We start from the raw sequence: 24,454 nt of genomic DNA, 5'->3' as shown, positions 1-24,454 counted from the left end.
TTAGTCATCGAATTCGTAGGAAGTGTCTTCTGCTGCTGAATCGGTATCCGCTAATTGGCGGCAGTGATAATCGCCATTCTGGTGGTCATATTCCCAGAGTATCTGGCGGATATCGCTAATACGGTGCGCACCCTGCCATTCCCCTATGCCGTAGGCGGCTTCGGCAAAACAGAACGGCGTGTGCGGATCGCGGGTTTTCTCAACGTCACCAGGGGCATAAAGCGGTGAAATGGCACGATAGCCAATCATCAACGGCGTAAGAAAACCGCCGTCTCCGGGCTTGGGAAGGTATTTCCACTGTACGGTGTCATCGCGCGGATCGCGTTCTGACTGCATCTTTAGAGCGGCAAAATCCAGCCAGGCATCGATCAGCTCTGCTTGCGGATTGGCCTGCTGTAGCGTCTGAAAATGGTCATGCAGCAGTGAGGTACGATCTCTTAGCACAAAGCCAGGTAACAAACGGCGCATAACTTTACGGGTTTCCGCTTCGTCATTGGGTAATGACTGGATGGTTACCTGTTCGATATCGACAATCGTGCCGCCAGCCAGCCGCTGGCACTGTGCCTGCTGTTTCAGATGCTCACCTAGTGCCGTGGTATCCGCCGGAATCTGCCCGTGGCAGCGGATTAACAGCGAGACGGTCATGTGCATACGGCCTTCTTCATTAAAGGCGGCCGTTTTCGCCTCTCTGGTCAGCGGGTTACGGGTCAGTGCAAAACTCCTTTCCCAGCTAGAACCGTAGGCGTGTAGCTGATGCTGGTGGCTCACCACGCCGCAGCCTTCCAGCGTCAACCCGTGGCTGGCCTGCAACTTGCGTGATAGCGCATGGGTAAAACCGAGAAAGTGCGTAATAGCGGGGAAACCGTAGGTCAGCCCAGCAATAGCGTTGGCGTTTTCGACTTTGATACGACGCAAGATAATCAACGTGCTCATGCCTGATCCTCTTTCAGTGCGCTTTCCATTTCACGCATCCGGCGCTTGAACAGCGCGGCGGTAGACCATTCGCGGCGTTCGACTTCGCCGAAAATCAACTCTTCATGCTTGAGTCGACGGTTCAGCCAGCGGCCAAAATCGTAGGCCACGGATTTTTGCCAGTCTCCTGCTTCACGCTCGCGGCGGAAAACGGTATCTTCCAGCGCACGAGAGGGATCGAGCCATAGCTGCTGGGCGCGTTTCAGTTCAGATTTTGCACTCCAACCAGCAGGCAAATTCTGCACGCTGGCGACATAAAAAAAGAGCTGATCGATCAACTGGTCGAGATAACGCAGGCGCTGTTGACGAATGTCGCGATTGTTTTCCACCACTTTGACGCTAAGCAGAAAGCGCTGCATCTGCGCTAACGTCGCACGGGTGTGGTAGTCGATCTCGCCGCGTGGACGGAAAATGGATTCATGCTGCTGCGGTGGTTTTTCAACGCTGTTCCACTGTGGTGGGGCACTGCTGAGTAAATAGGAACGGCCGCTGCGGCTACTATTTAGTGAGGAAATATTTTGTGGCTTGGTGCCTCCTATATTCTGTACTGCCAGATTGGGGTAGCTGATAGAGAGTCGGTCATGCCACTGATTCGCTTTTTGCGCCTGACGAATCGCTTTTGCTTCATCACCAAAGCGCACGGCATTAATCCGCTGGTGGAGTGCATGAGCGAGTGAAGAAGAGTAAAGCGGGCTGAGCAGATGGTATTCACCGTTTTCTGTTGGGAAATAGATCTGTTTGGCTAGCTTATGCGAGCTGGGCTGGCGATCGGTGAAGACCTGCTGAAAGCCTGCCAGCCACTGTGCGAGCTGTTCTGGGTTTTCTGCCAGCGCTTCTAATGCACGGTGGTCGCCGCGTTGTAAAGCAGCGACCAGCGAATCGCCTTCGTGTTCGGTCTGTAGCAGCTTGGCGACATCAAGTGCGGCTGCGTTGCCGACGGCATCGATAGCAGGTTGCGTCAGCGTTGCGGTCGAAAGTGTTTTGGTGTCTGCTACTGTGTCAGCGCTAAAGATGCTGCTGCCTCTGGCATCGCTGTGGGTAAATTTCAACGCGTGGGTGACCAGACTGATTTGTCCGGCGCGGCTGGCAGCATCGGTTAACCAAGCGCGAACCTCATGTTTTTGCTCGATCTCTTGCCGCTTCTCGGCCAGTTCCAATACCTCTGTGGATAACGCTTCACCGCTAAGCGTCGCGCGTTTCTTCTCCGCCTCTTTATCGAACGCATCTAGCTTGGCCTGCTTTCGATTGTTGATGTAGGACGCTATGAACTGTGTCAGTTTACTTTCTTCCATTCCTCCCCCTATTGTTGTTCCTGTCATTATCCAAACACCCCTAGCAGCGGGTGCCAGAGCCAATCTTTTTCCTCGTCGTCCCGTAGGCGGATTTCGCCGAAGCGGGCGCTTACCCAACTCAGTTCCCACTGTTTTTCTTCCGCCAGTCGTTGGTACAGAGTGTGGTAATCCGGTTCAATCCAGGCACAAACGCCTTCTGCCATGTTCAGCGTAACGGGGCGAGCAATATCGTTTTGTTTCCAGCCGCTTGGTCCATCGTCCTGCACCATGAAAATGGGCTCTTCATCGTCATCGGCGATCCACAAATAGTAGGCCTCATCTTTCGCTGACTGACGAAACGGAGTTCGCCGTTGAAGTTCGCCATTCCAGTGAGGATGTGCGCGCCACCAGAACGCGGCGGGAGGGCATTTTAGGTCATCAAGTTTTTGATTTTTTAGACCAAGTAGCGTTTTTCCCAACACGGCATGCTCTAACGTTACCAGTGAAAGCGGTTTGATAAACGACGCGGGCTGGACGATGCGCGGGGCGGCGCTGAGATGGCTATACTCTTTTTCCTGCAATAGCTGGCGGAGATCGTGCGTGTCCAGACGGTCATCTTTCGATTCAAAACCTGGCTTGCAGTACGCGACATCTTCTCCTCTCAGTGCTCGAATATTGTGGCTAAGCAGATAGATATTGGGGGTTTTAGGCACATATTTTTCATCCTGCCGATGGCGCAATATCCGTCCGGCAAGCTGGATAAGCGAACGCATCGAACTAGGCTCGACAATCGCCCAGTCATAGTCATGATCGCGACCAACTTCAGCGACTGAGGTTGCCAGAACAACAAAGACGTGATGCTGCTGCGGCGCGTTTTCTATCGCCTGACGAATTTCTTCCACCTGCCACAGGGCATTGACGTCGTTGCGCATCAGTGCGGCATCAAGTCGTTGTTCAATGTGAGAACGCATCGCCAGCGGATGTTGGCTGTGATAAATGCAGTAATGAATACAGGTGTCCGGCGCTGAGGGGATGGCAAGTAGTTGGCGGGCAACGGCAACCAGCGGGTTGATATTCGCCATTCTGACCAGCCCCAGCGAGACGGTTTTCCCATTTTCATGCTGTTGCTGATGCTGTGCGTGTAAATCCAATATCTGTGGATGGATAGCCTGCGCGACGGCCAGATGAACATCATCTACATTTTTGCTGGGGCTGCTTACCGGTACGATAGTGGCGAAGCGTAGCGGGAGTTCATCTTTCGTCAGATTTTTCAGCCGCTGTTCCACGAACGCATCGTGTCTGGTCATGAAGTCTTTCACGTCGCCATATTGCTCATGCTGACAGTCAAATTCATCAAACCAGCCGCAGCACACGTTCAGTGGCGTATTCGGTGTGCCATAAGCCTGTTGCCAGGCGGCACGGCCATCAAGATAGGCATCAAACAACGCACGAATTAACGCAGGTGGCAGCGTGGCTGACGACAGTAGTAAGCGTGAGCCCAGCATTCCCGCCCAGTTGACCAGTCGGCAAAGTGCAGGGAGATCCTCCAAACCAAAATCATCCGGTTCATCGAGCACCAGATCGGAGGTTAATAGTCGTAGCATCGGGGTAATCTGGTGGCCACCGCGCAGCCCTTCCGTTGCAGGCATCAGGTGATCGATGGTAGTGATCAACGCGGGCGCACTCAGTAATTGATGCAGGGTTGGGCTGCGTTCCAGCCAGGCTTTTAGCCGACCATCATCGAGTGAGCCGTCATAACGAACATATTGATGCTCAGAGAACAGTGGATCGGCGGATTCACTGCCTGTCTGCGGTGTGTTCTTCTCGCGTTGTTTATTTTTATTCCGTATTTCGTGGAGATCTTGTACGGCTTGTGAACCAATCAGCACCGCTAAGTCGTCTTCGTCCAGCTTCAAACGTTGCCGTAGCGCATCACCCGTTTGCAGCGTCAGCGTGCGTAATCCTAACGCGACGGAGAAACGGCAGCCGTTGGACTCGTCCGATAGTCCATACATAATTCGGGCGTTAGCGAAGGTCTTCCCTCGACCTGTCGATGCCATGTTGACGCCGAAGAAACCGTGCTGCTTGCTGGATTCACGAATTGAACAAGCAAGGTCGAATGCGCGATCTTGCCAGCGAAAGCGCGGGTGCGTGCTACGTTGCCGAAACCCTTTGTGGCGGGTGATGGCTGGGAGCGTATCACGCAGGTGCGGCAGACTCCGCCCTAGTAGTAGGGCATTTTGCCCGACGCCGATACAGTGTTCGTCCAGCCTCTGTTTATATTCCCCGGTCTTGCGATCGGTATTGGCCCAGGCCGAATAAGTCACGTCCTGCCAGCCAACCGTTGCTGTACCGGCCGAGTAATGGTGGTCAGCCAGCATAAGCGCGAGGCGTGCCAGATGCACAGTCAACCGTTGATCTAATTGGCTGAAATGCATAAATGAAGGTAACTTCAGTGCGCGACCTGCAAATTTTTTCGCCTTTTCACGCCAGACGCTGCTGCGCAGTGGTGTGCCATGTGGAAACTGCCAGTTTTGCTGTTGCTCGATCGGTGCCCAGTCGGTCTTACAATGGTTGATGGCATTCCATTGCGGAGAAAGATGATCGGTTAACCACGTCTCTGCGAAACTTAACTGTGGTTCACTACGATTTGGTGCAAGCTCTGCCGATTTGTTAAATACTGGCAGGCGATGGTGAGAAACAATCAGCCAGGCGACGGTTTGCGCCAGTGGCGGCAACGTTCGAAATGGGCTATCGCTGAATGTTGGCTTATCCTGAAGCAGCGTCGCTAGCAGCGTGACTTCTGCTTCTGGGGTAATGGTGCTGAGTGTGGTTAGCCAGGCTTTGTCGTCCTGCTGACCGACAAATGCCTGAAACAGCCGCAGCGATACCCATTCATGCCGATAGGGCTGGCTGCGGGGGCCTGTGCCGTTCAGCCCGGCCTGAAATAACGCATTGGCTTTGCCAACATCGTGAAATAACCCGGCAATGGCCGCTAGCAGACTGAATGTTTCCGCGCTGTGCCACGGATTTTCATCTTTCGAGCGCAGAATATCGCGGCTGGTGGTGTTGGTCGGTGCGCTTCCCTGCGCATTAAAACGCCGTAAATTACCGACGACCCACAGCAGTTCGGTATGGTTTGTACTACGAACCCAGTGACAGGCGACAGCCGTATTGCGACGCGCTGTTTTGCGCAGCAGCTTGCGTAGCGTGTTCAGCCCTTCCAGCGTGATAGCGGTTTGCCAAGTGCGTTCGCCTTTGCGTTCTGCAAATTGATCCAGTATCCGGCGGGTTTCGACCAGCGCACGCTTATTGCATTCTGAAATCAGCAGAATGTTCATCGCGCGACCTGGCTCAGCTTGCTGGCGACATCCTGTAAGCTGCCTATCATCACATCCAACGCATCGGATTGTTGAAACGCGGTTAGGCAGCGTTGGCGAAATTCTTGCTCATCTTCTCCTTCCATCGCGGCAATAAACGCCTGCGGCAGCACGAGCGCGTCCTTAATTAAATCAGCGACGTCGAATACCAGCCCTCCACGGCGAGTTTTACCGTGTAACACCGCTAACCCGTGCGGCAAACCCAAGACCCATGTCGAGACCGCTGCCAGCCCATAAGCCAGATAGTTGCCGTGATCGAGAAAACGATTTGCCAGATCGGTACCACCGCCGCGTTTGGCACGGGTAAAATCACCATAGCTCACGGCATTGGCGGCCAGTTTGTACAGGGCCTTGGTCATCATCGCTTCTTGTACCAGCACGTCATTGCTGGTGCGGCAGTCGGTTAACCCTTTTTCATAACGATCCAAAAGTGCCTGAAGGTGATCGGACTTAAACGCAAAACGGGATTCGCGGGACAGACGAGAGCCTAGCCAATGCTGACGAATTTGTGTTATGCGCACCTGCTGGAAGGTAATGGCGGCGGCGAGTCTTTTCTCATCATCGAACCAGAAGCTGACCCAGTCCTGCAAATATTCGGTTGGCCGATATTCACTCTGTGGTGATAACCAGGATACCGCGACTTCCGCTTCATTAGCCGCAAACAGTGGTGTACCGCCGCCACCGCAAAAGCCGACCATCACGCCTGCTCTGGCGAATTCCCGCATAGCGGCCTGCGTGACGGAGGTGCCAGTTCCTAACATCACAACGCTGGTATTGGCGATGGGAATATTCCAGTACAGCGACTGGTTTCCCTCTTCCGTGACATATTCGACACGGCCACCATTGACGAGAATGCGACAATGCTGGAGGTAATAAACATTGGCACGTTTGGAATGTAGAATTGTTTTTAAGTCCGAAGGGCTAAAGACGTTATTCATAATGTATTTTCTGCCGCGATCGATAATAGGCGTTGACGCCAACGAAATTAATCGCAGGCTAACTATTTAATAAATAAAAATATAATCTTCAGAAAACTAACGAAAATCAGCCTATCACAAATATTCTTAAAAAATGGTGGCCGTAAAAAATTTTACCCAAACGCAGACCCTTTTTATTTGGTCTATTTCACAGGCTTAACAATCAATGAGTTACAGCTGAGGTTAAAAAAAGGGTTTTTATGAAGAAAATGACAATTGCCGCTAATAAAACAAATCGTTAGAGTGATCTTGCTACAGTTCACTGCCGCACAGGCAGCTTAGAAAAACAGGGCCATCAGTGAGTGCAGCATGAAATGGTTCACTGCCGCACAGGCAGCTTAGAAAACCGAGCCAGGTTTTTGGCTACTACCTCCTGAGTTCACTGCCGCACAGGCAGCTTAGAAATACCGTTGGGCGGATATTAACAAAAGAGTCAAGTTCACTGCCGCACAGGCAGCTTAGAAAATCACCGTTATCTGGATTGGTCTTTGTCATGTGTTCACTGCCGCACAGGCAGCTTAGAAACGTATAATTTCGCGCCGATGCTGGCCGACATGGTTCACTGCCGCACAGGCAGCTTAGAAAAAAACCGCACAGATCATCGAGACGCGGCAGCCGGTTCACTGCCGCACAGGCAGCTTAGAAACATCGCCTGCCGAAATCACGAAACGAAACATTGTTCACTGCCGCACAGGCAGCTTAGAAATGCAGATCACCCATCATGCGGTCATAGTGGTCGTTCACTGCCGCACAGGCAGCTTAGAAAGATGTGGCATATGTCGCGTATCCGTGAGAGTGGTTCACTGCCGCACAGGCAGCTTAGAAACGTTGTACCGTGGGCGTGAAAGAAAAAGGTAAGGTTCACTGCCGCACAGGCAGCTTAGAAATGCATCAGTCGTTCTGATAACGTCCAGCATCCGTTCACTGCCGCACAGGCAGCTTAGAAATGCGCGGTCGCGTAGCTGCACACCTCGGTTTCGTTCACTGCCGCACAGGCAGCTTAGAAATCAACGAGCAGACGGCAGCAGAGAAGCTGGAAGTTCACTGCCGCACAGGCAGCTTAGAAATTAGCCAGCAATCGGCAACCTACGCGGCAAGCGTTCACTGCCGCACAGGCAGCTTAGAAATGATAGATGCGAGTTGCAATGTTCACACTGAAGTTCACTGACGCACAGGCAGTTTATCCACGGATTTAAGCGCTATTGTCTGGCTATTATCGGGGTAGCGCTGTGCCAAGTGCTCAATATGCTTAACTCTTAAATAACGCATATTGATGGCCTTCTTTTGTAACATTTTTAAGTAATGCGTTACTTTTCTGGGAATGAAAAATTGCGCATGGGGCGTTATTCACATTTAAAAATCATCATTTTTACGTTAAAGTGCCATTACAGGGAAATAGTTCGTTGACTTAAGTAAAATTCAAGGGAGTGAGTGACTGTGAAATACGATCCTGTTTTAAAAACGCTGGTTGATGATGACTATCGGTTAGAAGAACATCTTGATTTTAAAAAGCAGCATGCAGATATCAACTATCAAAAATTACATGCTCAGCTAAATGAAATAAATAACGATAACATTCATGCCATATTGACTGTGCAGGAAGCGACGTATTTTTTAAAGACGTTATGCACACCAAATCCTAATGATTCCTGGAAAACGGCAGTATTTGGCTGTACCGATCCCATCTCGTCGTTTGCCGGGAATATTGCAGAAGCGGTATCTGTGAGCAGAATCGTGATGGAGATAAAAGGATTTGGTGTAACGGCAACGGAATATGTCGGTAAGAATGGCAGTAAATACATAAAGTTATCTGGCTATCCGGGAGTGAGAATGTATTTAAAAGCCAGCAAATATTTAGCGGGTAGCCAAAAAATAGTGGATATAGGTATAGGAACAAAAGGTATTGAAAGTGGTATTGTGGCAGGGGCAAGGTTTTGTATTGTGTTTTCAGGTGCTTATCGAGCTATTGAATTGATGTTGAAAGATGAATACGCACTAACCGATTTCTTTGTTAATTTAACAATGGATGCGGCAAAATTAGCAGTATCTATTAGAGTAGCCTTGGGAGCTAAAGCGTTAGCTACTGCTGCAATGGCTGCTGGATTCAGTATTATTGGTATTGCTATTGGTGTGTTTGCTATTGGATTATTAGTTGGCTATTCATTATTTTGGTTGGATGGAAAATATAAAATAAGTGAATCAATAATAAAAGTCATTAAATCATATCAGATGAGAAATAGGAAACAATATACCCCTTATCATCCCGATCAGTTGTTTAATGCTTGGGGAGGAGTTAGTCGTGGTTAAAATAAACAGAAGGTTCTTTTTTTTATATTCGACTTTAATTTTTTTACTTTCCTGCTGGGGAGCGTGGTTTTCTTTAAGTGGATATTTAAATTTTTTTATGTTAAGTGATGTTGTTTTGTTTTCTTGGAAACTTGGGATGATAATATTTATAATACCGATAGTGTTTCAACTTTCTTGTTTTGGGTTTTTATCTGCGATAAAAAACAAACCTGTTAAAATGAATAAGAAAATTTCTAATATATTGATCTTTATCGCTGTGTCTGGAGCTGTAATTAGTTTGTTTTTTTCCTTTTATGTATCTTATCGCCTGGATGCATTGGGATATGAAACCTGTCCGAAAACATCTTGGATGGCTCCCAATAAGTATGTTAAAGATATTTCTCTTTGTAAAGACTAAAAATGGTACGAGAGTATGCTTTTTTCATGCATGTGGGAGAGTCAGTCGTGGTTAAAATAAATAGACCGTTTTTTTTCGCATTCTCATCTTTTACCTTTCTATTGACATGCTTTACTGGTTGGTTTTCTTTTAATTCATATTTGGATATTTTACAGTTAAACGATGTGATCGTGTTTTCATGGAAGGTTGGGTTAATGGTATTTGGTTCTCCTTTGCTATTCTATTTCTCGTATTTAGGGTTTTATATGGCAATAAAAAACAAACCTATAGGAATGCATGGAATATTTGCAAATATGTGCGGTTATTTGTTTTTTATTGGTGTTGTTATTAGTTTTGTTGCATCTATGTACATATCTTTTAACTTTAGAAGTTATGGCTATGAAACCTGTCCTAAAAGCTCCTGGATGGCTCCTAATAAATATGTTAAAAATATCGCTCTTTGTGATGAATAGTGAATAACAAGCACACCTGATAAGATGCGCTTGTTATCAAAGGTCATAAATCTTAGAGACTCATTTCCTCCCAAATGCTGTAACCCGAGGTTCCTGCGATCTTGTGGTTCCATGCGATGGTTTTATATTTTAGCTGGACTTTTTCATACGGCATGATGTCGTTGTTATCGATGACGTGTGGATAGACACAGGTGACATCGACAATGCTCGCATCCGTTAAGGTGACTTCATAATAAAGTTCTAACTGTCCAGCGGAATTGACTCGATAAAAATAAAATGTCACATCGACCTTTTCATTATAAGAGATTGCCATCCCTAATAACGGCGATGACTTATCGATTGGTTTAATAAAATGAATGGGGTGATGAGAGACATTTTGCTCGCGGCTGATGCTGTGGTTTAAGCCTAATACTTGTATTTGATCTTCATGACCCGTTTGGTAGCGATTACCAATTGAATCGAGCGTTGAGCAACCAGATGATATTAAACCCTGTTTTTGACCATTAATGCTGGCGTAAATCAAATTAGCCATATCAAATCCTTATGAGAAAATTTATCAATCGAGTGCGTGATAATATATCGATTATCCGCGAGGAAATAATACGGCTAAGGCAACATTAAAGCAAAGCGAACCCTCATAAAAGACGAGTTCAGACCGAACCCGCATTTATTTCTCGCCAGTTTAGCCAGATTCGCATATCAAATTCCAGTTGGTGATAATTAGGGTCCATATGGCAGCAGAGTTGATAGAAGGCTTTGTTGTGGTCTTTCTCTTTGAGGTGGGCGAGTTCGTGTATCACGATCATACGTAGAAAATCTTCTGGGCCATCACGAAATAACGTCGCTATTCTAATTTCGTTGTTGGACTTTAATTTTCCACCTTGCACGCGAGCCACAAAGGTATTGGTTCCCAGCGTTCCCTTTATTGGGTTCTGTTTATTGTCGTAAAGCACCTTGGATACCGCAGGGGCATTCTTCAAATATCGCTGCTTCAATTCGGCGACAAACTGATAGAGCGATTTGTCACTCTGGATCGGATGGCGGTCAGGGTATCTTTTTTCCAGCCACAGGCCGAGCTTGCCTTGATCAACGAGGGTTTGCGCTTGTGCGACAATCGCAGGAGGATAACCATTTAGGTAGCGTAGCGTAGTCATGGACGTTCTGATCAACACAATACAAAGAAACGAGTTCCTAACCGTAACAGCGGCTAAGCAAAAATAAAAGCCACACGTTAAACGAGAGCACAAATGTGAATCGGGTAACGTGTGGCTTTGTTATTGTACGGTTTACTGAATGGCGGCGAAAGCCGCAGCGACGCGCTGGACGTTGCTGTGGTTCAGCCCCGCCATACACATACGGCCGCTGGCGATCAGGTAGACGCCGAACTCTTCACGCAGACGATCAACCTGTTCCGGGCTGAAACCGGTGTAGCTGAACATGCCGCGCTGGGTGAGCAGGTAGTTGAAGTTGCGGTTCGGTAGCGCGTTTTTCAGGGCTGAAACCAGTTCCTGACGCATGCTCAGAATACGGGTGCGCATCTCTTCGACTTCTGTTTTCCAGTCGGCGTTCAACTGTACGTCGTTCAGGACTTTAGAAACCACCTGAGCGCCGAAATTCGGTGGGGAAGAGTAGTTGCGGCGGACGGTTGCTTTTAACTGACCGAGCACGCGCTGTGCGCTGTCGGCATCGTCGCACACCACGGAAAGGCCACCAACGCGCTCGCTATACAGCGAGAAAATCTTGGAGAACGAGTTGGCGATGAGTGCCGGAACGCCCGCGCTGGCAACGGCGCGAATCGCATAGGCATCCTGCTCAATCCCGAGGCCAAAGCCCTGATAGGCGATGTCCATAAACGGAATCAGCTCACGCGCGATGATGACTTCAATCACGCGATCCCACTGTTCGGTGGTGAGGTCAGAACCGGTCGGGTTGTGGCAGCACGGGTGCAGCAGCACGATGCTACGTGCTGGCAACGTTTGCAGGGTGGTGAGCATGGCGTCAAATTTCACGCCTAGATTTTCGCCATCGAAATACGGATAGGTGTGAACGTTAAAGCCTGCGCCCTCAAAGATCGCAATATGGTTTTCCCATGTAGGGTCGCTGACCCACACTTCTGAATTTGGGAAGTAGCGTTTCAGGAAATCTGCACCGACTTTCAGCGCACCGGAACCGCCCAGCGTCTGGATGGTAGCGATGCGACCGGCTGCCAGCGCCGCGTGGTTTTCACCGAATAACAGATGCTGGATTGCGGTACGGTAAGGCTGTAGCCCTTCCATCGGCAGGTAGGAACTCGCGTTCTGAGTCGGCTGGCGCAGGGCGCTTTCCGCCGCGCTGACGGCGCGCAGTTGCGGGATAATATTCTGCTCGTTGTAGTAGAGCCCGATACTCAAATTGATCTTATCCGTTCTTGGATCCTGTTTGAATTTTTCCATCAGAGACAGGATAGGATCTCCGGCATAGGTATCAACGTTTTGAAACACAGTATAGCTCTCCTGAGAGTGTCATGTTATGGGTGCTGTAACCCCGACGAAGGGAATTATCAGGCCGAGTAACGGCCGGGGCGATGGTTCATCGCAATAATCAGATTCAAAATAGTCGCCCCCAGAATCGAAGCAATCAACATCGGTATGCTTACCACGAACAGGGAAGTCAGCACAATTACAACGTCAACGCCCATCTGGAGTTTGCCCGCTCGCAAGCCATATTTATCCTGAAGGTACAGCGCCAGAATGTTAACGCCGCCGAGGCTAGCCTTATGGCGGAACAGGACAACGAAGCCGATTCCGGTGATGATATTGCCGAACAGCGTGGCATAGAACGGGTTGAGCTGATCAAAATGAATGAACAGTGGATGCAGATCGGAAAATAAGGAAACCAGCCCGACGGCGCAGAACGTTTTCACCGTGAACTCCCACCCCATGCGGTGCACGGCCAGATAATAAAAAGGCAAATTCAGTAGGAAAAACGCGACGCCAAAGGAAACGTTGGTCAGATAGTGGATAAGAAAAGCGATGCCCGCAGTGCCTCCGGTGAGAGCACCAGCCTGACGCAGCAGGATAACGCCAAATGACACCATCAGCGTGCCGATCAGTATTGCTAAAACATCTTCCAGCCGCGTGTGTGATATTTTTTGTGTGGGAATAACGTTATCCATGGTGGGCGCTCAACAGACTGTCGTAAAAACATGTGCTTACCAAAGCAAGAATCGCACCAGATAGTGCTGTTTAGCGGCTGGCCTCTACGTAATGTCGCCTGCGATAAGAGCAACGTGTTGAATTATATGAATGAAAATAATGCGTGATTCATGCGAATTTTGTTATTTATTTGATTGATCTGTGCATTTATTTGGGTTTTATTGCGTGAATTATTCGATTTTTTGCACCAAATAGAGGCGGCCGCCCCAATTCAGGGCAACGCAGGCAGTTCTGGCATCATCAAACCGTTCTCTTTGAGGCGGTTCAATACTACTGAGGTTTTCAGGTGCGCGACGCTTTTGTTCTGCGACAGAATCTGGCTAATCAGCGTGCTGAGTCCGGGCAGATCTGCCACGGCGACTTTTAACAGATAATCGGCATCACCCGTGGTTTTATAGGCGTCGATGATGGCATCCACTTCCCCCAACATCTGGTGAAAACGTTCAACGTATTCGCTGGTATGGTTGATCAGCCGCACCTCAATTAACCCCAGACATTCCAGCCCGACCGCGTTCGGCGACAGGCGGGCATGGTAGCCGAGAATCAGCTGTGCTTGTTCTAGCGCAATGCGGCGGCGGGAACACTGCGAGGCGGAAAGCCCAACCAGATCGCTCAGTTCCTGATTGGTCAGGCGGCCGTTGGTCTGTAGCAGTGTCAGGATTTTCAGATCGAAATCATCAATGTGGTACATCGCGTTCCCTAAACAGTGTCAGTCAGTGAGCCAAACAGACTACCAGTTTTTTAGGCCGCGTTGCCTATGAGTTTTTTATTGCTGATTTTCGGTGTGTTTAATTTTCTTAACTGCCTGTTCGGCAGTGAACTGCAACGATGACGACGGAATGTTGATTTCTTATTTCTAAGCTGCCTATACGGCAGTGAACGAAAAATGCGAAGCGGATATGTATTCAGAAATTTTCTAAGCTGCCTATACGGCAGTGAACTGCAACTGTCCACCACTGAGGTGTTAACCGGTTTTCTAAGCTGCCTATACGGCAGTGAACAGGATTACAGGAGGAAGGTTTACGAGGATTTCTTTCTAAGCTGCCTATACGGCAGTGAACGTTGCCGGTGTTGCTGGCGGCGGACTGGTAGCTTTCTAAGCTGCCTATACGGCAGTGAACAGCTGGTGGTTGAAGAGTGGAAGCGTCGCGGCTTTCTAAGCTGCCTATACGGCAGTGAACTCCGGTTATAACACCATGTTTGGCGGCGGGCATTTCTAAGCTGCCTATACGGCAGTGAACCGCCTCAGTTTGCCACTTGCGCGGCCCCGTGTTTTCTAAGCTGCCTATACGGCAGTGAACGATGCGGTCTGTTGGATTGGCTCGGCGTGGCTTTTCTAAGCTGCCTATACGGCAGTGAACCTAATGGGCAACTACCGATCCACCAGCGTCACTTTCTAAGCTGCCTATACGGCAGTGAACGATAGACAGCTTATACCCCAGTCCGTACGCCATTTCTAAGCTGCCTATACGGCAGTGAACCCAATGGCGTTCGGTGACAATGAAAAGGCAATTTTCTAAGCTGCCTATACGGCAGTGAACGTGGCAGCAGATAGTTACCCATTTGTTTTTCGTTTCTAAGCTGCCTATACGGCAGTGAACTATAGCGGCTTGAGTGAGGTTCAAATCAACGATTTCTAAGCTGCCTATACGGCAGTGAACACACCACGTCAGAATTTTCGTGGTCGCCATCCTTTCTAAGCTGCCTATACGGCAGTGAACTGCGATTGTTGCTGCCTGCGTTCCTGACATCTTTTCTAAGCTGCCTATACGGCAGTGAACAGGCGTGGGGTTGGCAGGCAGGAAACTACTCTTTTCTAAGCTGCCTATACGGCAGTGAACGCAGCCGCCTATTGATCCGTTCACCGCTGCGATTTCTAAGCTGCCTATACGGCAGTGAACGCGTGGGCCGGACTGGTGAATGATCGGGTGGTTTTCTAAGCTGCCTATACGGCAGTGAACAACACGGCCGCTACGGCTGCTGATGCGGCGACTTTCTAAGCTGCCTATACGGCAGTGAACCGTTCATATTTTACGGTAATGACCTAATTTTAAAAGGAAATAAACCATTTTTCCCGAAAAACCCTTTTTTATCAGTGTAGATAATCGAAATTAAAAATCAATGAGTTACGGCGATGAGTAAAAAAAGGGTCATTAATGTATGGCAAAGATTTTATTTATCGACGATAGGCCTATGCCAAGTATCTGCATATGCTATGGATATACAATCGAGTGATTAATATCTATACTTAGCTTATGTTTTAGCCAGCAATAATAAACGGTAAGTAGCTGGCTGAATTCTGTATTAAGGAGGTGGTGCATCATGCGTATTGTTTCGGTATTTAAAAACGGTAACAACCGTGCCATTCGTTTGCCACGTGATATGGACTTTGAAGGCGTCAACGAACTGGAGATTGTGCGTGAGGGAGATACCATCATACTGCGTCCGGTCAAACCCAATTGGCATTCGTTTTTGCAAGAAGATCGCGCTGACGCTGACTTTATGACAGAACGCCAGGATGTGGTCGAAGAGGGGAGATTCGAACTGTGAGTCGCTTGTTCATGCTGGATACCAATATCTGTTCCTTCATCATGCGTGAACACCCTGCGGAGGTGATTGAAAAGTTGCAGCAGTGCACGCTGCGGCGTGATCGGATTGTGGTCTCTGCCATCACTTACGCTGAAATGCGTTTCGGGGCGGTTGGCAAAAAAGTCTCGCCACGCCATATGCAACTAGTTGATGCTTTCTGTCGCCGGCTTGATGCGGTGTTACCTTGGGATAGCGCCGCAGTAGACGCTACGACGAAAATTAAAATCGCGTTAGCCGCAGCAGGCACGCCTATTGGTCCGAATGATACGGCCATCGCGGGTCATGCCATCAGTGCTAAGGCCATATTGGTCACCAATAATCTGAGAGAATTTGAGCGAGTACCGGAGCTAACGTTGGAAGATTGGGTTAAATAATCGCGGATGATGTCTGGTGAAGTGAAAGTCCTGATGCTTGTTAAACTACCTGTACGGCAGTAAATCCATCACTCAACAATAATCCGCTCGTCATTGTCACCCAGACAGATACTTAACTGCTGCCCGTCAGGGCTAAAGGCGCAGTAGGGGAGAGGTTCACGCAGGTAGAGATACAGCGGGAGCGCGAAATAAAGCGCAACGAGCAGCAATGCAGCGACGACTTTCGCATACGTTGGACGTGGAGCGATTGGGTTGCGCCGGGCGTGTCGATATTTCACGATGCCAATAGCGGTCATGCCTGCGCCCACCAGCATGGAAACATACAGTTCGCCGGGCATGGGGGAAAGTATCAGCTCTTCGCTTTCATAATCCTGCCAATATTGAATGCGCCACAAGGCGCTGATACCGATTTGCACCAGCCCCGCGAGTATCCAGGCAACACGCCATCCTGAAAGCCGAAAGAGCGCCAGAAAGCAGAATCCCGACGCGGCGCAAGACCAGTAGATGAGATCGAACATCGCGCTAAACATGCCGCCAAACAGCGTGCCGCCGACGTCCGTCGGTTTCAGCGTATAGAAATTAATGAGGGCAAACAGCGTCAGGATCGCGGATACGGCAAGCCAGCTTGCCGCATAGTAGATAACCCGTTTTAAGGTCGGCAAGCCATGAGCTTGCCGATAAAAACTAGCCAGTCCGTTTTTACTCACCGTCGACGTATTCCAACGTAGTGCGCTGGGTTAGGCGGGTAATCAGTTCGTAGGCACTGTCACCCGAGTGTGCGGCAATGCGTTCAACGGGTAGCGTTGGCCCCCAGAGAATAACCTCATCGCCCACTCTATCCTGCGCATCCGGCCCTAAATCAACCGTAATCATATCCATCGATACGCGGCCAGAAAGTGGCACTTCACGTCCGTTGATGAGCACGGGTGTACCCGCTGGCGCGCAGCGTGGGTATCCATCACCGTAGCCGACAGCCACCACGCCCAGACGAGTATCGCGCGGGCTGGTCCAGATGTCACCATAGCCGACGGATTCCCCTGCTTTGTGCTCGCGAACGGCGATCAGGTGAGACGTAAAGGTCATTGCAGGCTGGAAGCCGAAATGTGCGGCATCTTCGTTATCCAGCGGCGACACGCCATAGAGAATGATGCCGGGGCGAACGCGATCGCGGTGCGACTGCGGCCACAGCAGAATACCGCCGGAGGCCGCAATGGACTGTGCGCCGGGCTTACCTTGCGTAAAGGCATCGAAGCAGGCCAGTTGGCGTTCGGTGGTTCCGGCTTCGGGTTCATCGGCGCGGCAAAAGTGGCTCATGATATTGACTGGCTGAACCACGTTGCGGCATTCAGTCAGGCGTTGCCAGAATGCGTCGGCGTGTTCCGGTAGAATGCCAAGGCGATGCATACCGCTATCCAGTTTCATCCACACGGGGATCGGCTGTGGCAGCGTGGCCTGTTCCAATGCGGCAAGCTGTTCAGGGCTGTGAACGGCGGTTTCTAACTGGTTCTCCACCAGAAGCGGGAGGTCGTCGGCGGAGAAAAAGCCTTCCAGCAGGACGATGGGCTTGGTGATGCCCGCCGCACGAAGCACCAATGCTTCGGAGAGTCGCGCGACGCCGTAGCAGTCAGCGTCGTAAAAAGTATGAGCAGCTTCGATCATGCCGTGGCCGTAGGCATTGGCTTTCACGACGGCAACGACTTGGCTGTTAGGTGCTAATTGGCGGATACGTTGCAGGTTGTGGCGCAAAGCACCCCGGTTAACGACGGCAGTTGCCGTTTTCATTCTTGTTCCTTAGTGCAGTGTTGTCATTGCTGAGCGCTGCGTTATTCATCGTCATATTGTGGGCCGGCATAATTATCAAAGCGCGACCACTGCCCGTTAAAGGTCAAACGAACGGAACCAATCGGGCCGTTACGCTGTTTCCCCAGAATGATTTCAGCGATGCCTTTCAGGTCGCTGTTTTCGTGATAAACCTCATCACGATAGATAAACATTATCAGGTCGGCATCCTGCTCGATGGAGCCGGACTCACGCAGATCCGAGTTGACCGGACGCTTATCGGCGCGCTGTTCCAGACTACGGTTAAGCTGAGACAGGGCGACGACCGGAACCTGCAATTCTTTTGCCAACGCTTTGAGTGAGCGGGAAATTTCTGCAATTTCCAGCGTACGGTTGTCGGACAATGACGGAACGCGCATCAATTGCAGGTAGTCGATCATGATCAGACTCAGGCCATTATGTTCACGGAACACGCGGCGCGCGCGGGAACGCACGTCGGTCGGCGTCAGGCCGGAGGAGTCATCGATGTACATGTTGCGTTTTTCCAGCAGGATCCCCATGGTGCTGGAAATACGCGCCCAGTCTTCATCGTCCAACTGACCAGTACGAATGCGGGTCTGATCCACGCGAGACAGCGATGCGAGCATACGCATCATGATCTGTTCGCCGGGCATCTCCAGACTGAAGATCAGTACGGGCTTTTCCTGAGTCATCGCGGCATGTTCGCACAGGTTCATCGCAAAGGTGGTTTTCCCCATTGAAGGACGTGCTGCCACGATGATTAGGTCGGATTTCTGCAAGCCAGCGGTTTTTTTATTGAGATCCTGATAGCCCGTGTCCACACCCGTAACGCCATCATGTGGTTTCTGGTAAAGCTGCTCGATACGGGAAACGGTGTCTTCCAGAATGCGGTCGATACTTTTTGGGCCTTCATCTTTGCTGGCGCGGTTTTCGGCGATCTGGAAGACGCGGGATTCCGCCAGATCGAGCAGATCCTCGCTGCTGCGGCCCTGCGGATCGTAGCCCGCGTCGGCGATCTCATTGGCGACGGAGATCATTTCACGTACCACGGCGCGCTCGCGCACGATATCGGCGTAGGCACCGATATTAGCGGCGCTGGGGGTATTCTTTGCCAGTTCGGCCAGATAGGCGAAGCCACCGGCGGATTCCAATGAACCTTGCAGTTCGAGCGATTCGGACAGCGTAATCAGGTCTATCGGCTTGCTCATTTCCAGCAGCCGATGCATCTCGGTGAAGATCAGACGGTGGGCGCGGTTATAGAAATCGTTAGCGACAACACGCTCGGCGACATTATCCCAGCGTTCATTGTCGAGCATCAGGCCGCCCAATACCGATTGCTCCGCTTCCAGCGAATGTGGCGGAAGTTTCAGACCTTCCATCTGGCGGTCACGGGGTTCATTCGATTTATTGGTGGGTCTTTTCTCTGCCATGAAACGGATTCTTTACCGGTTGATTTGCCATTGGATTAGGGGGCATTGTATATGCCACACGTCCGAAATAACACAATATACCCGTCATACTTCAAGTTGCATGTGCGTTGGCTTCGCTTAGTCACCCGAATCACTTACTCAAGTAAGCTCATCGGACTCCTTCGCTTGCCGCCTGCCTGAAACTCGAATTATTTAGGATATACGTATTATAGAGAAACAACGAACCAGTCACGATTAAGGAGATAACATGGCAAAACGCGTTCAGTTCCGGGCTTATGGTGGCCCAGAGGTTCTGCAATATGGGGATTTCACGCCTGCCGACCCCGCTGTGGGAGAGGTTCAGGTGGAGAATCGCGCCATCGGCATTAATTTTATCGATACCTATATTCGCAGCGGCCTGTATCCCGTGCCTGATTTGCCTTCTGGGTTGGGAACCGAAGCGGCGGGTATTGTGACGAAAGTGGGGGCTGGGGTTAGCGTGCTGAAAGTCGGCGATCGCGTGGTGTATGCGCAGTCCGGGCTGGGCGCGTATAGCGAGGTGCATAATGTGGTGGCGGAGAAGGTTGCGCTGCTACCGGAAGCTATCAGCTTTGAGCAAGGCGCAGCTTCTTTCCTGAAAGGGCTGACGGTTTACTATCTGCTGCGTCAGACGTATGAAATCAAGCCGAATGAAGTCTTCCTATTCCATGCCGCGGCGGGTGGCGTAGGGCTGATTGCCTGCCAGTGGGCGAAGGCGCTGGGGGCGAAGTTGATCGGGACGGTGGGTTCTGATGAGAAGGCGGAGCGGGCAAAACAGGCTGGTGCCTGGGCGACCATTAACTACCGTACCGAGAATATCGCCCAGCGCGTTGCGGAACTGACCGACGAGCAGAAAGTTGCTGTCGTGTATGACTCGGTTGGGAAAGATACCTGGGAAGCTTCGCTCGATAGCCTGCGTCGTCGCGGGTTGATGGTCAGTTTCGGCAATGCGTCTGGACCGGTAACGGGTGTCAATCTGGGGATCTTGAACCAGAAAGGGTCGCTGTACGTCACGCGTCCTTCACTGTTTGGCTATGTGACGAATCGTGCTGAACTCGATCAGGCCAGCAATGAGTTGTTCTCGCTGATCGCCAGCGGCGCGATTACGGTAGACGTGCCGCAGAATCAGAAATTCGCGCTGGCGGAGGCGCAAGCTGCCCATCGGGCGCTGGAAAGCCGCAGCACCCAGGGTTCGTGCCTGTTGATTCCCTAATATCTGTTTCTGAAAAGCAGAAGGCCTCCCATTGGGAGGCCTGTGCTGTTACGCAAATTTCATCAGACTGTATGTAGGGTACAGCGTGGTGATCGTCACGAAGGTGCCGCTATGCGGCTATTATTTTCCTGACGACGATGAAATCGTGTGGCTGCTTTGCCACTGAATTCGCTTACCCTTTAAACGACAAAGAAGCAAACTGTGGGCGTCATCCTAGCAGCCGCATTAGGGAAAAAATATCTGCTGGCGCACACTTTTGTACTAAAACCTCTTGTATTAAAACAAGGCAGTATTAAACAAATCGATGTTAAACACGGCATTGGCCGTCATTTTCGCGCGTAATTCAGATTTCTCCCTTTTATGTCATTACCACTCATTCCCATTGCGCTGACGGTAGGTGTATTTTCGATAGGTATAACGGTGCGAGTTGTAGACAGGTCGCCCACTAAATTTGCGCCACAACCATACTGCCGCGACGGCTAAAATCAGCCATGGCAGCACCTTTATCGCCATGCTAAACAGCCCACCGATCAGCATAAAAAGGGATGCGACAAACAGCGCTGCAATCACGCCCAGCAGTGACACGCCCGTCAACATCAGCATGATAAAAAAGCCAATAACGAAGAAAATTTCCAACATGGTGTGCTCCTGTAGCGGTTAAACCGTCTCTGACGCAGGAAAGAGGAGTCTGCGTGCTACATAAGCAATTACAAGAATCGTGCCAAGATGCGTCGCTGATAAGTGATTGATTTATCAGCGACGCCAGAAAGGGAAATGAGAATGTATTAGTGTAAAAGACTAACTGTTGGTATTTTTTAAACCAGATTAACCAACGTCAGCGCACGTTCGACTACCGCAGCATCGGCACCGGGTTTGTGAGCATTTTCGCTGAGGTAGCGTCGCCACTGACGAGCACCGGTGATGCCCTGAAACATACCGAGCATATGGCGTGTAATATGGCCTAATGACGCACCGCCAGAAAGTTCGCGTTCGATGTAGGGATACATGGCTCGCACTACGCCAGCCAGATCCGACACCGCTGCATCAGTACCAAACAGTTCACGGTCAGCCTGCGCCAGAATACCGGGATTTTGGTAAGCTTCGCGCCCCATCATCACGCCGTCCAGATGCTGTAGATGTGTTTTGGCTTCTTCCAGCGTTTTGACGCCGCCGTTGATGGCGAGGGTGAGCGCCGGGAAATCACGCTTGAGCTGGTAAACGCGCGGATAATCCAGCGGTGGAATTTCCCGATTCTCTTTCGGACTCAAGCCCGATAGCCAGGCTTTGCGCGCGTGGATGATGAAGGTATCGCACTCGCCGCGCCCGGCAACGGTTTGAATAAAGTCGCACAGGAATTCATAGCTGTCTTGATCGTCAATGCCGATGCGGGTTTTCACCGTGATCGGGATTGAGGCGCTGTCTTTCATCGCTTTGATACAGTCTGCTACCAGCGTGGCCTCGCCCATCAGGCAGGCACCGAAACGACCATTTTGAACACGGTCAGACGGGCAACCGACGTTCAGGTTAACTTCATCATAGCCGCGCTGTTCTGCCAGTTTGGCACACTGTGCCAGCGCTTGCGGATCGCTACCGCCGAGCTGTAGCGCCAGCGGATGTTCTTCTTCGCTGTAGGCCAGATAGTCGCCTTTGCCGTGAAGAATCGCACCTGTCGTCACCATTTCGGTATACAGCAGCGTTTGGCTAGTCAGTTGGCGAAGAAAATAACGGCAATGGCGATCGGTCCAGTCGAGCATCGGCGCAATGGAGAAGCGGTTAAGGCGAGAAGCGCGGGTGTCGGTGGATACCGTGTTGTGTGTACCTGATTTTACGTCGGTCATGGTTTGTCAGTCATCGTTTCGTGTGTGTCTGGCGGTGTTGTCTGAGCGTTGTCAGCATCCCTGTAGCCCTTATTATCTCAGGTTCTTCGCAGGGAGATAGGGTTCACTATAACATAGAGAAGCGCTCGCACGGTGACTGACTGCACGACTACTCGGTGTTCGTTAATTCACGTTGTAGATCATTAATGCAGCTCAACTTCCCAGTCTTCATAAGGCGGTTCGACGGTGAAGCTGGGGTCGCAGTAGTGTCGTAAATAGTCTGTAGCGCGTTTTTCGGCATATTTGGCGTTCAATACGTTGCCGTCTTCATCCAGCTCTAACACATTGGCGTAGATTGCAAAAACCTGTTCAAACGCGCTGGGCTCTTCACCGTACAGTGAAAGGTAATCAATGCCTTCAAGCGTATTTTGGGTGCCGCTAGCCATGAAATAGGCGAAGGTTCTTAATGCGCTGCTAAAGCTGTGGCTTAATTTCATCGTCAATCCCCTCATTATTGCTTACTTTGACTCTGGAATCCGTTCGTTCATGCTGCATCCCTCTCAACGCAACTGATGAATAAGCGCGGTAGCACGCTGATTGATCACGAAGGCAATACTGTAGCGGTTTAAGGGGACGAGATACAAACGGCATCGGGGATAAAAAAAGGGAGCAGGCTATTGGCGTGCTCCCTCATGAAGGTTGATGTGGACGATTATGCGGTGGCGTGGGTGACCCTCTGTGTCAGCACCTTGCGCCACGCATCTACCTGACCGAGGTAGTGTGCCGCGGGTATTTGCTGGAAATTCCCGTTGGCATCTTCCAGCGCAAAAGTGGGGAAGCCTTGCCCACGCACTTTCGCCAGTAATTCCCGGCTGGCACTGATGTGTTTTGACAGTGTTTCTACCTGAATAAAGGCGAACTCGGTGCTGAAAGCATCGCCATCCAGACCAATCGCTTCCGCACATTGACGCAGTACGGCGGTGTCAGCGATCTTGAGCCCAGAAACGTAGTGCGCCCGCTCGATCTGGTGCAACATCGCCATGCCTTTGTCATCAATCGCTTCCGCAGCGAGTACGGCAGCCGTTGGTGGCGCAGAATCCAATACGACGCTGGTGTCGCGCAGCAGCCCTTCGTAATACGCTTTCCCGAAGGTCTGCCCAGTCATTTGCGCAATGCGGCGATCGTGAGGGATCACGTAATCTTGCCACTCAGGGGTGATGGTCCGGCTATTGCTGCCCGTCATCATGCCGCCGCCGTGGAGGATCAGCTCCAGCCCGTCAATCTCCTGCGCGGCTAGGGCGAGTGGAGCGGCGCCGTAGCACCAGCCACACAACGGATCGTAAATGTAATGCAGTCTTACTGTGGCCATTTCATCTCACCTTTCAGAACTTGTGCGCTCAGTTCAAGACCTGACTCTTCTTTCAGCGTCGGGTAGTGTTTTTTCATGGCGGCGATCAGTTCGGCAGAGTCTTTCGCTTTTGCCAGCTCTTTTTCCACCGTATCTAAATATTGCAGTGTGAAGGTCACGTTTTTCAGGGTGTAATCCGTTGGCGCGATGAAGTGACCTGGTACGACGGTGGTCGGTTTCAGTGCTTCAATGGATTTTAGCGTTTCACGCCAGTGGACGCGAGATTCCGGCGTTTGGGTATCGGCAAGCCAGACATGGATGTTAGCAGACACAGGAATACCGCCGACAACGGCTTTCAGCGAGGGAATCCAAACGAACGTGCGATCCGGCGTTGGCCCTTTCAGCTCTTTCACTTCCAGTTTTTTACCATCAACGGTAAAGCTATCGCCTTCCAGCGCTTGAGGAACAACGATTTCTTTCGGTGCGTTTTCTTTCAGAACCGGACCCCAATGCGCCACTTTGCCGTCTTTGCTCGCGTTAATGGCATCGATGGTGGCTTGGGTCGCAATAATTTTAGCGTCTGGGAACGCGGCTTTAATCACGTCCAGACCGAAATAGTAGTCAGGGTCGGAGTGGCTGATATAAACGGTGGTCAGTTTTTTTCCGGTGGCTTTGATGCGATCAACCAGCGTTTGGGCATCGTTACGCTGGAACTGTGCGTCAATCAGGGCAACTTCTTTATCGCCGCTGATAATCTCAGAAGAAACCGGGAATACACTAGCTTCACCTGGATTAAACACGTCGATTTTTAACTCGGCAGCGTTGGCCGCAGAAGCCAGACCCAGTGATGCGGCGAGTAAAGATACGGTAAAAGCGATAGATTTAGACATAGTGATACTCCACAGGTATGACAGA

The 24,454-nt window shown here is 50.6% G+C and carries 24 protein-coding genes and 2 CRISPR repeat arrays; of the genes, 7 read left to right on the top strand and 17 right to left on the bottom strand.

Annotated elements, in window-relative coordinates; genetic code table 11:
- From csy2 to cas1f, 4 genes are read right to left on the bottom strand one after another with little or no spacing between them, the layout of a single operon-like run.
- Positions 1-933 carry a type I-F CRISPR-associated protein Csy2 gene (gene csy2, locus AACH44_RS16680; protein ID WP_261847022.1) on the bottom strand — a complete coding sequence of 311 codons (933 nt, stop codon included), beginning with the start codon at positions 931-933 and terminating at the stop codon, positions 1-3.
- Positions 930-2,264 (bottom strand): type I-F CRISPR-associated protein Csy1, encoded by a 1,335-nt coding sequence (gene csy1, locus AACH44_RS16675; RefSeq protein WP_261847021.1) that lies wholly within the window; start codon positions 2,262-2,264, stop codon positions 930-932. Before csy1 ends, csy2 begins: the two co-directional genes overlap by 4 nt.
- A gap of 26 nt (positions 2,265-2,290) precedes the next feature.
- Positions 2,291-5,584 carry a type I-F CRISPR-associated helicase Cas3f gene (cas3f, locus tag AACH44_RS16670; RefSeq protein WP_261847020.1) on the bottom strand — a complete coding sequence of 1,098 codons (3,294 nt, stop codon included), beginning with the start codon at positions 5,582-5,584 and terminating at the stop codon, positions 2,291-2,293.
- Positions 5,581-6,561: a type I-F CRISPR-associated endonuclease Cas1f gene (gene cas1f, locus AACH44_RS16665; protein ID WP_261847019.1), complete on the bottom strand. Its 981-nt coding sequence runs from the start codon at positions 6,559-6,561 to the stop codon at positions 5,581-5,583. Before cas1f ends, cas3f begins: the two co-directional genes overlap by 4 nt.
- A 296-nt stretch (positions 6,562-6,857) precedes the next feature.
- A CRISPR array of direct repeats spans positions 6,858-7,787; the repeat unit is 28 nt; unit sequence GTTCACTGCCGCACAGGCAGCTTAGAAA.
- Positions 7,788-8,037: 250 nt separating this feature from the next.
- On the opposite strand from cas1f, the gene AACH44_RS16660 reads away from it, so the two are divergent.
- The 3 genes from AACH44_RS16660 to AACH44_RS16650 are packed head-to-tail and all read left to right on the top strand — an operon-like array spanning position 8,038 to position 9,756.
- Positions 8,038-8,907, top strand: a complete 870-nt coding sequence (locus AACH44_RS16660; RefSeq protein WP_261847018.1) for a hypothetical protein — start codon at positions 8,038-8,040, stop codon at positions 8,905-8,907.
- Positions 8,900-9,304 (top strand): DUF1240 domain-containing protein, encoded by a 405-nt coding sequence (locus AACH44_RS16655; RefSeq protein ID WP_261847017.1) that lies wholly within the window; start codon positions 8,900-8,902, stop codon positions 9,302-9,304. Before AACH44_RS16660 ends, AACH44_RS16655 begins: the two co-directional genes overlap by 8 nt.
- Positions 9,305-9,351: 47 nt before the next feature.
- Positions 9,352-9,756 carry a DUF1240 domain-containing protein gene (locus AACH44_RS16650; RefSeq protein WP_261847016.1) on the top strand — a complete coding sequence of 135 codons (405 nt, stop codon included), beginning with the start codon at positions 9,352-9,354 and terminating at the stop codon, positions 9,754-9,756.
- A 52-nt stretch (positions 9,757-9,808) separates the two neighbouring features.
- Here AACH44_RS16650 and AACH44_RS16645 read toward each other — a convergent pair whose 3' ends face one another.
- From AACH44_RS16645 to AACH44_RS16625, 5 genes are all read right to left on the bottom strand, one after another.
- The gene (locus AACH44_RS16645; protein WP_261847015.1) at positions 9,809-10,288 is read right to left on the bottom strand and encodes an Hcp family type VI secretion system effector; all 480 of its coding nucleotides are present in this window, start codon (positions 10,286-10,288) and stop codon (positions 9,809-9,811) included.
- A gap of 118 nt (positions 10,289-10,406) precedes the next feature.
- Positions 10,407-10,910 (bottom strand): M48 family metallopeptidase, encoded by a 504-nt coding sequence (locus tag AACH44_RS16640; protein WP_261847014.1) that lies wholly within the window; start codon positions 10,908-10,910, stop codon positions 10,407-10,409.
- Positions 10,911-11,042: 132 nt separating this feature from the next.
- Positions 11,043-12,236: an aromatic amino acid transaminase gene (locus AACH44_RS16635; protein ID WP_261847013.1), complete on the bottom strand. Its 1,194-nt coding sequence runs from the start codon at positions 12,234-12,236 to the stop codon at positions 11,043-11,045.
- A 59-nt stretch (positions 12,237-12,295) separates the two neighbouring features.
- A complete protein-coding gene (locus AACH44_RS16630; RefSeq protein WP_261847012.1) occupies positions 12,296-12,910 on the bottom strand; it encodes a YitT family protein in 615 nt (204 codons plus the stop codon).
- Positions 12,911-13,161: 251 nt separating this feature from the next.
- The gene (locus AACH44_RS16625; protein WP_010295086.1) at positions 13,162-13,641 is read right to left on the bottom strand and encodes an Lrp/AsnC family transcriptional regulator; all 480 of its coding nucleotides are present in this window, start codon (positions 13,639-13,641) and stop codon (positions 13,162-13,164) included.
- 102 nt (positions 13,642-13,743) lie between these two features.
- Positions 13,744-14,971: a CRISPR direct-repeat array (repeat unit 28 nt; unit sequence TTTCTAAGCTGCCTATACGGCAGTGAAC).
- 301 nt (positions 14,972-15,272) lie between these two features.
- Between AACH44_RS16625 and vapB the strand changes: the two genes are divergently transcribed.
- Both vapB and AACH44_RS16615 read left to right on the top strand, forming a co-directional pair.
- Positions 15,273-15,500: a type II toxin-antitoxin system VapB family antitoxin gene (vapB, locus tag AACH44_RS16620; protein ID WP_039490829.1), complete on the top strand. Its 228-nt coding sequence runs from the start codon at positions 15,273-15,275 to the stop codon at positions 15,498-15,500.
- Positions 15,501-15,511: 11 nt separating this feature from the next.
- On the top strand, positions 15,512-15,913 hold the full coding sequence (locus AACH44_RS16615) for a type II toxin-antitoxin system VapC family toxin (protein WP_425606659.1): 402 nt from the start codon (positions 15,512-15,514) through the stop codon (positions 15,911-15,913).
- 68 nt (positions 15,914-15,981) lie between these two features.
- On the opposite strand, the gene AACH44_RS16610 is transcribed toward AACH44_RS16615, so the two are convergent.
- From AACH44_RS16610 to dnaB, 3 genes are read right to left on the bottom strand one after another with little or no spacing between them, the layout of a single operon-like run.
- Positions 15,982-16,620 carry a hypothetical protein gene (locus AACH44_RS16610; protein WP_261847010.1) on the bottom strand — a complete coding sequence of 213 codons (639 nt, stop codon included), beginning with the start codon at positions 16,618-16,620 and terminating at the stop codon, positions 15,982-15,984.
- The gene (gene alr, locus AACH44_RS16605) at positions 16,613-17,695 is read right to left on the bottom strand and encodes an alanine racemase (RefSeq protein WP_338659334.1); all 1,083 of its coding nucleotides are present in this window, start codon (positions 17,693-17,695) and stop codon (positions 16,613-16,615) included. The genes AACH44_RS16610 and alr overlap by 8 nt, the downstream gene beginning before the upstream one ends.
- Before the next feature lie 41 nt (positions 17,696-17,736).
- Entirely contained in the window at positions 17,737-19,143 is a 1,407-nt protein-coding gene (dnaB, locus tag AACH44_RS16600; RefSeq protein WP_010295074.1) for a replicative DNA helicase, read from the bottom strand.
- A gap of 247 nt (positions 19,144-19,390) precedes the next feature.
- Between dnaB and AACH44_RS16595 the strand changes: the two genes are divergently transcribed.
- The gene (locus AACH44_RS16595) at positions 19,391-20,374 is read left to right on the top strand and encodes a quinone oxidoreductase (protein ID WP_261847008.1); all 984 of its coding nucleotides are present in this window, start codon (positions 19,391-19,393) and stop codon (positions 20,372-20,374) included.
- A gap of 201 nt (positions 20,375-20,575) precedes the next feature.
- Complete coding sequence (locus AACH44_RS16590; RefSeq protein ID WP_261847007.1) at positions 20,576-20,716, top strand: hypothetical protein; 141 nt, start codon at positions 20,576-20,578, stop codon at positions 20,714-20,716.
- A gap of 24 nt (positions 20,717-20,740) precedes the next feature.
- On the opposite strand, the gene pspG is transcribed toward AACH44_RS16590, so the two are convergent.
- From pspG to AACH44_RS16565, 5 genes are all read right to left on the bottom strand, one after another.
- Positions 20,741-21,013, bottom strand: a complete 273-nt coding sequence (pspG, locus tag AACH44_RS16585; RefSeq protein ID WP_015841635.1) for an envelope stress response protein PspG — start codon at positions 21,011-21,013, stop codon at positions 20,741-20,743.
- A 176-nt stretch (positions 21,014-21,189) separates the two neighbouring features.
- A complete protein-coding gene (dusA, locus tag AACH44_RS16580; protein WP_338659333.1) occupies positions 21,190-22,212 on the bottom strand; it encodes a tRNA dihydrouridine(20/20a) synthase DusA in 1,023 nt (340 codons plus the stop codon).
- Positions 22,213-22,394: 182 nt separating this feature from the next.
- Entirely contained in the window at positions 22,395-22,688 is a 294-nt protein-coding gene (locus tag AACH44_RS16575) for a DUF7677 family protein (protein ID WP_261847005.1), read from the bottom strand.
- 215 nt (positions 22,689-22,903) lie between these two features.
- Positions 22,904-23,560, bottom strand: coding sequence for a DsbA family protein (locus AACH44_RS16570; RefSeq protein WP_261847004.1), 657 nt, complete (start codon positions 23,558-23,560; stop codon positions 22,904-22,906).
- Complete coding sequence (locus AACH44_RS16565; protein ID WP_261847003.1) at positions 23,548-24,429, bottom strand: MBL fold metallo-hydrolase; 882 nt, start codon at positions 24,427-24,429, stop codon at positions 23,548-23,550. Before AACH44_RS16565 ends, AACH44_RS16570 begins: the two co-directional genes overlap by 13 nt.
- Between the last annotated feature and the right edge of the window lie 25 nt (positions 24,430-24,454).

The sequence above is a fragment of the Pectobacterium araliae genome (assembly GCF_037076465.1).
Taxonomy (GTDB): domain Bacteria; phylum Pseudomonadota; class Gammaproteobacteria; order Enterobacterales; family Enterobacteriaceae; genus Pectobacterium; species Pectobacterium araliae.
This window is presented reverse-complemented; position numbering and strand designations above follow the sequence as displayed.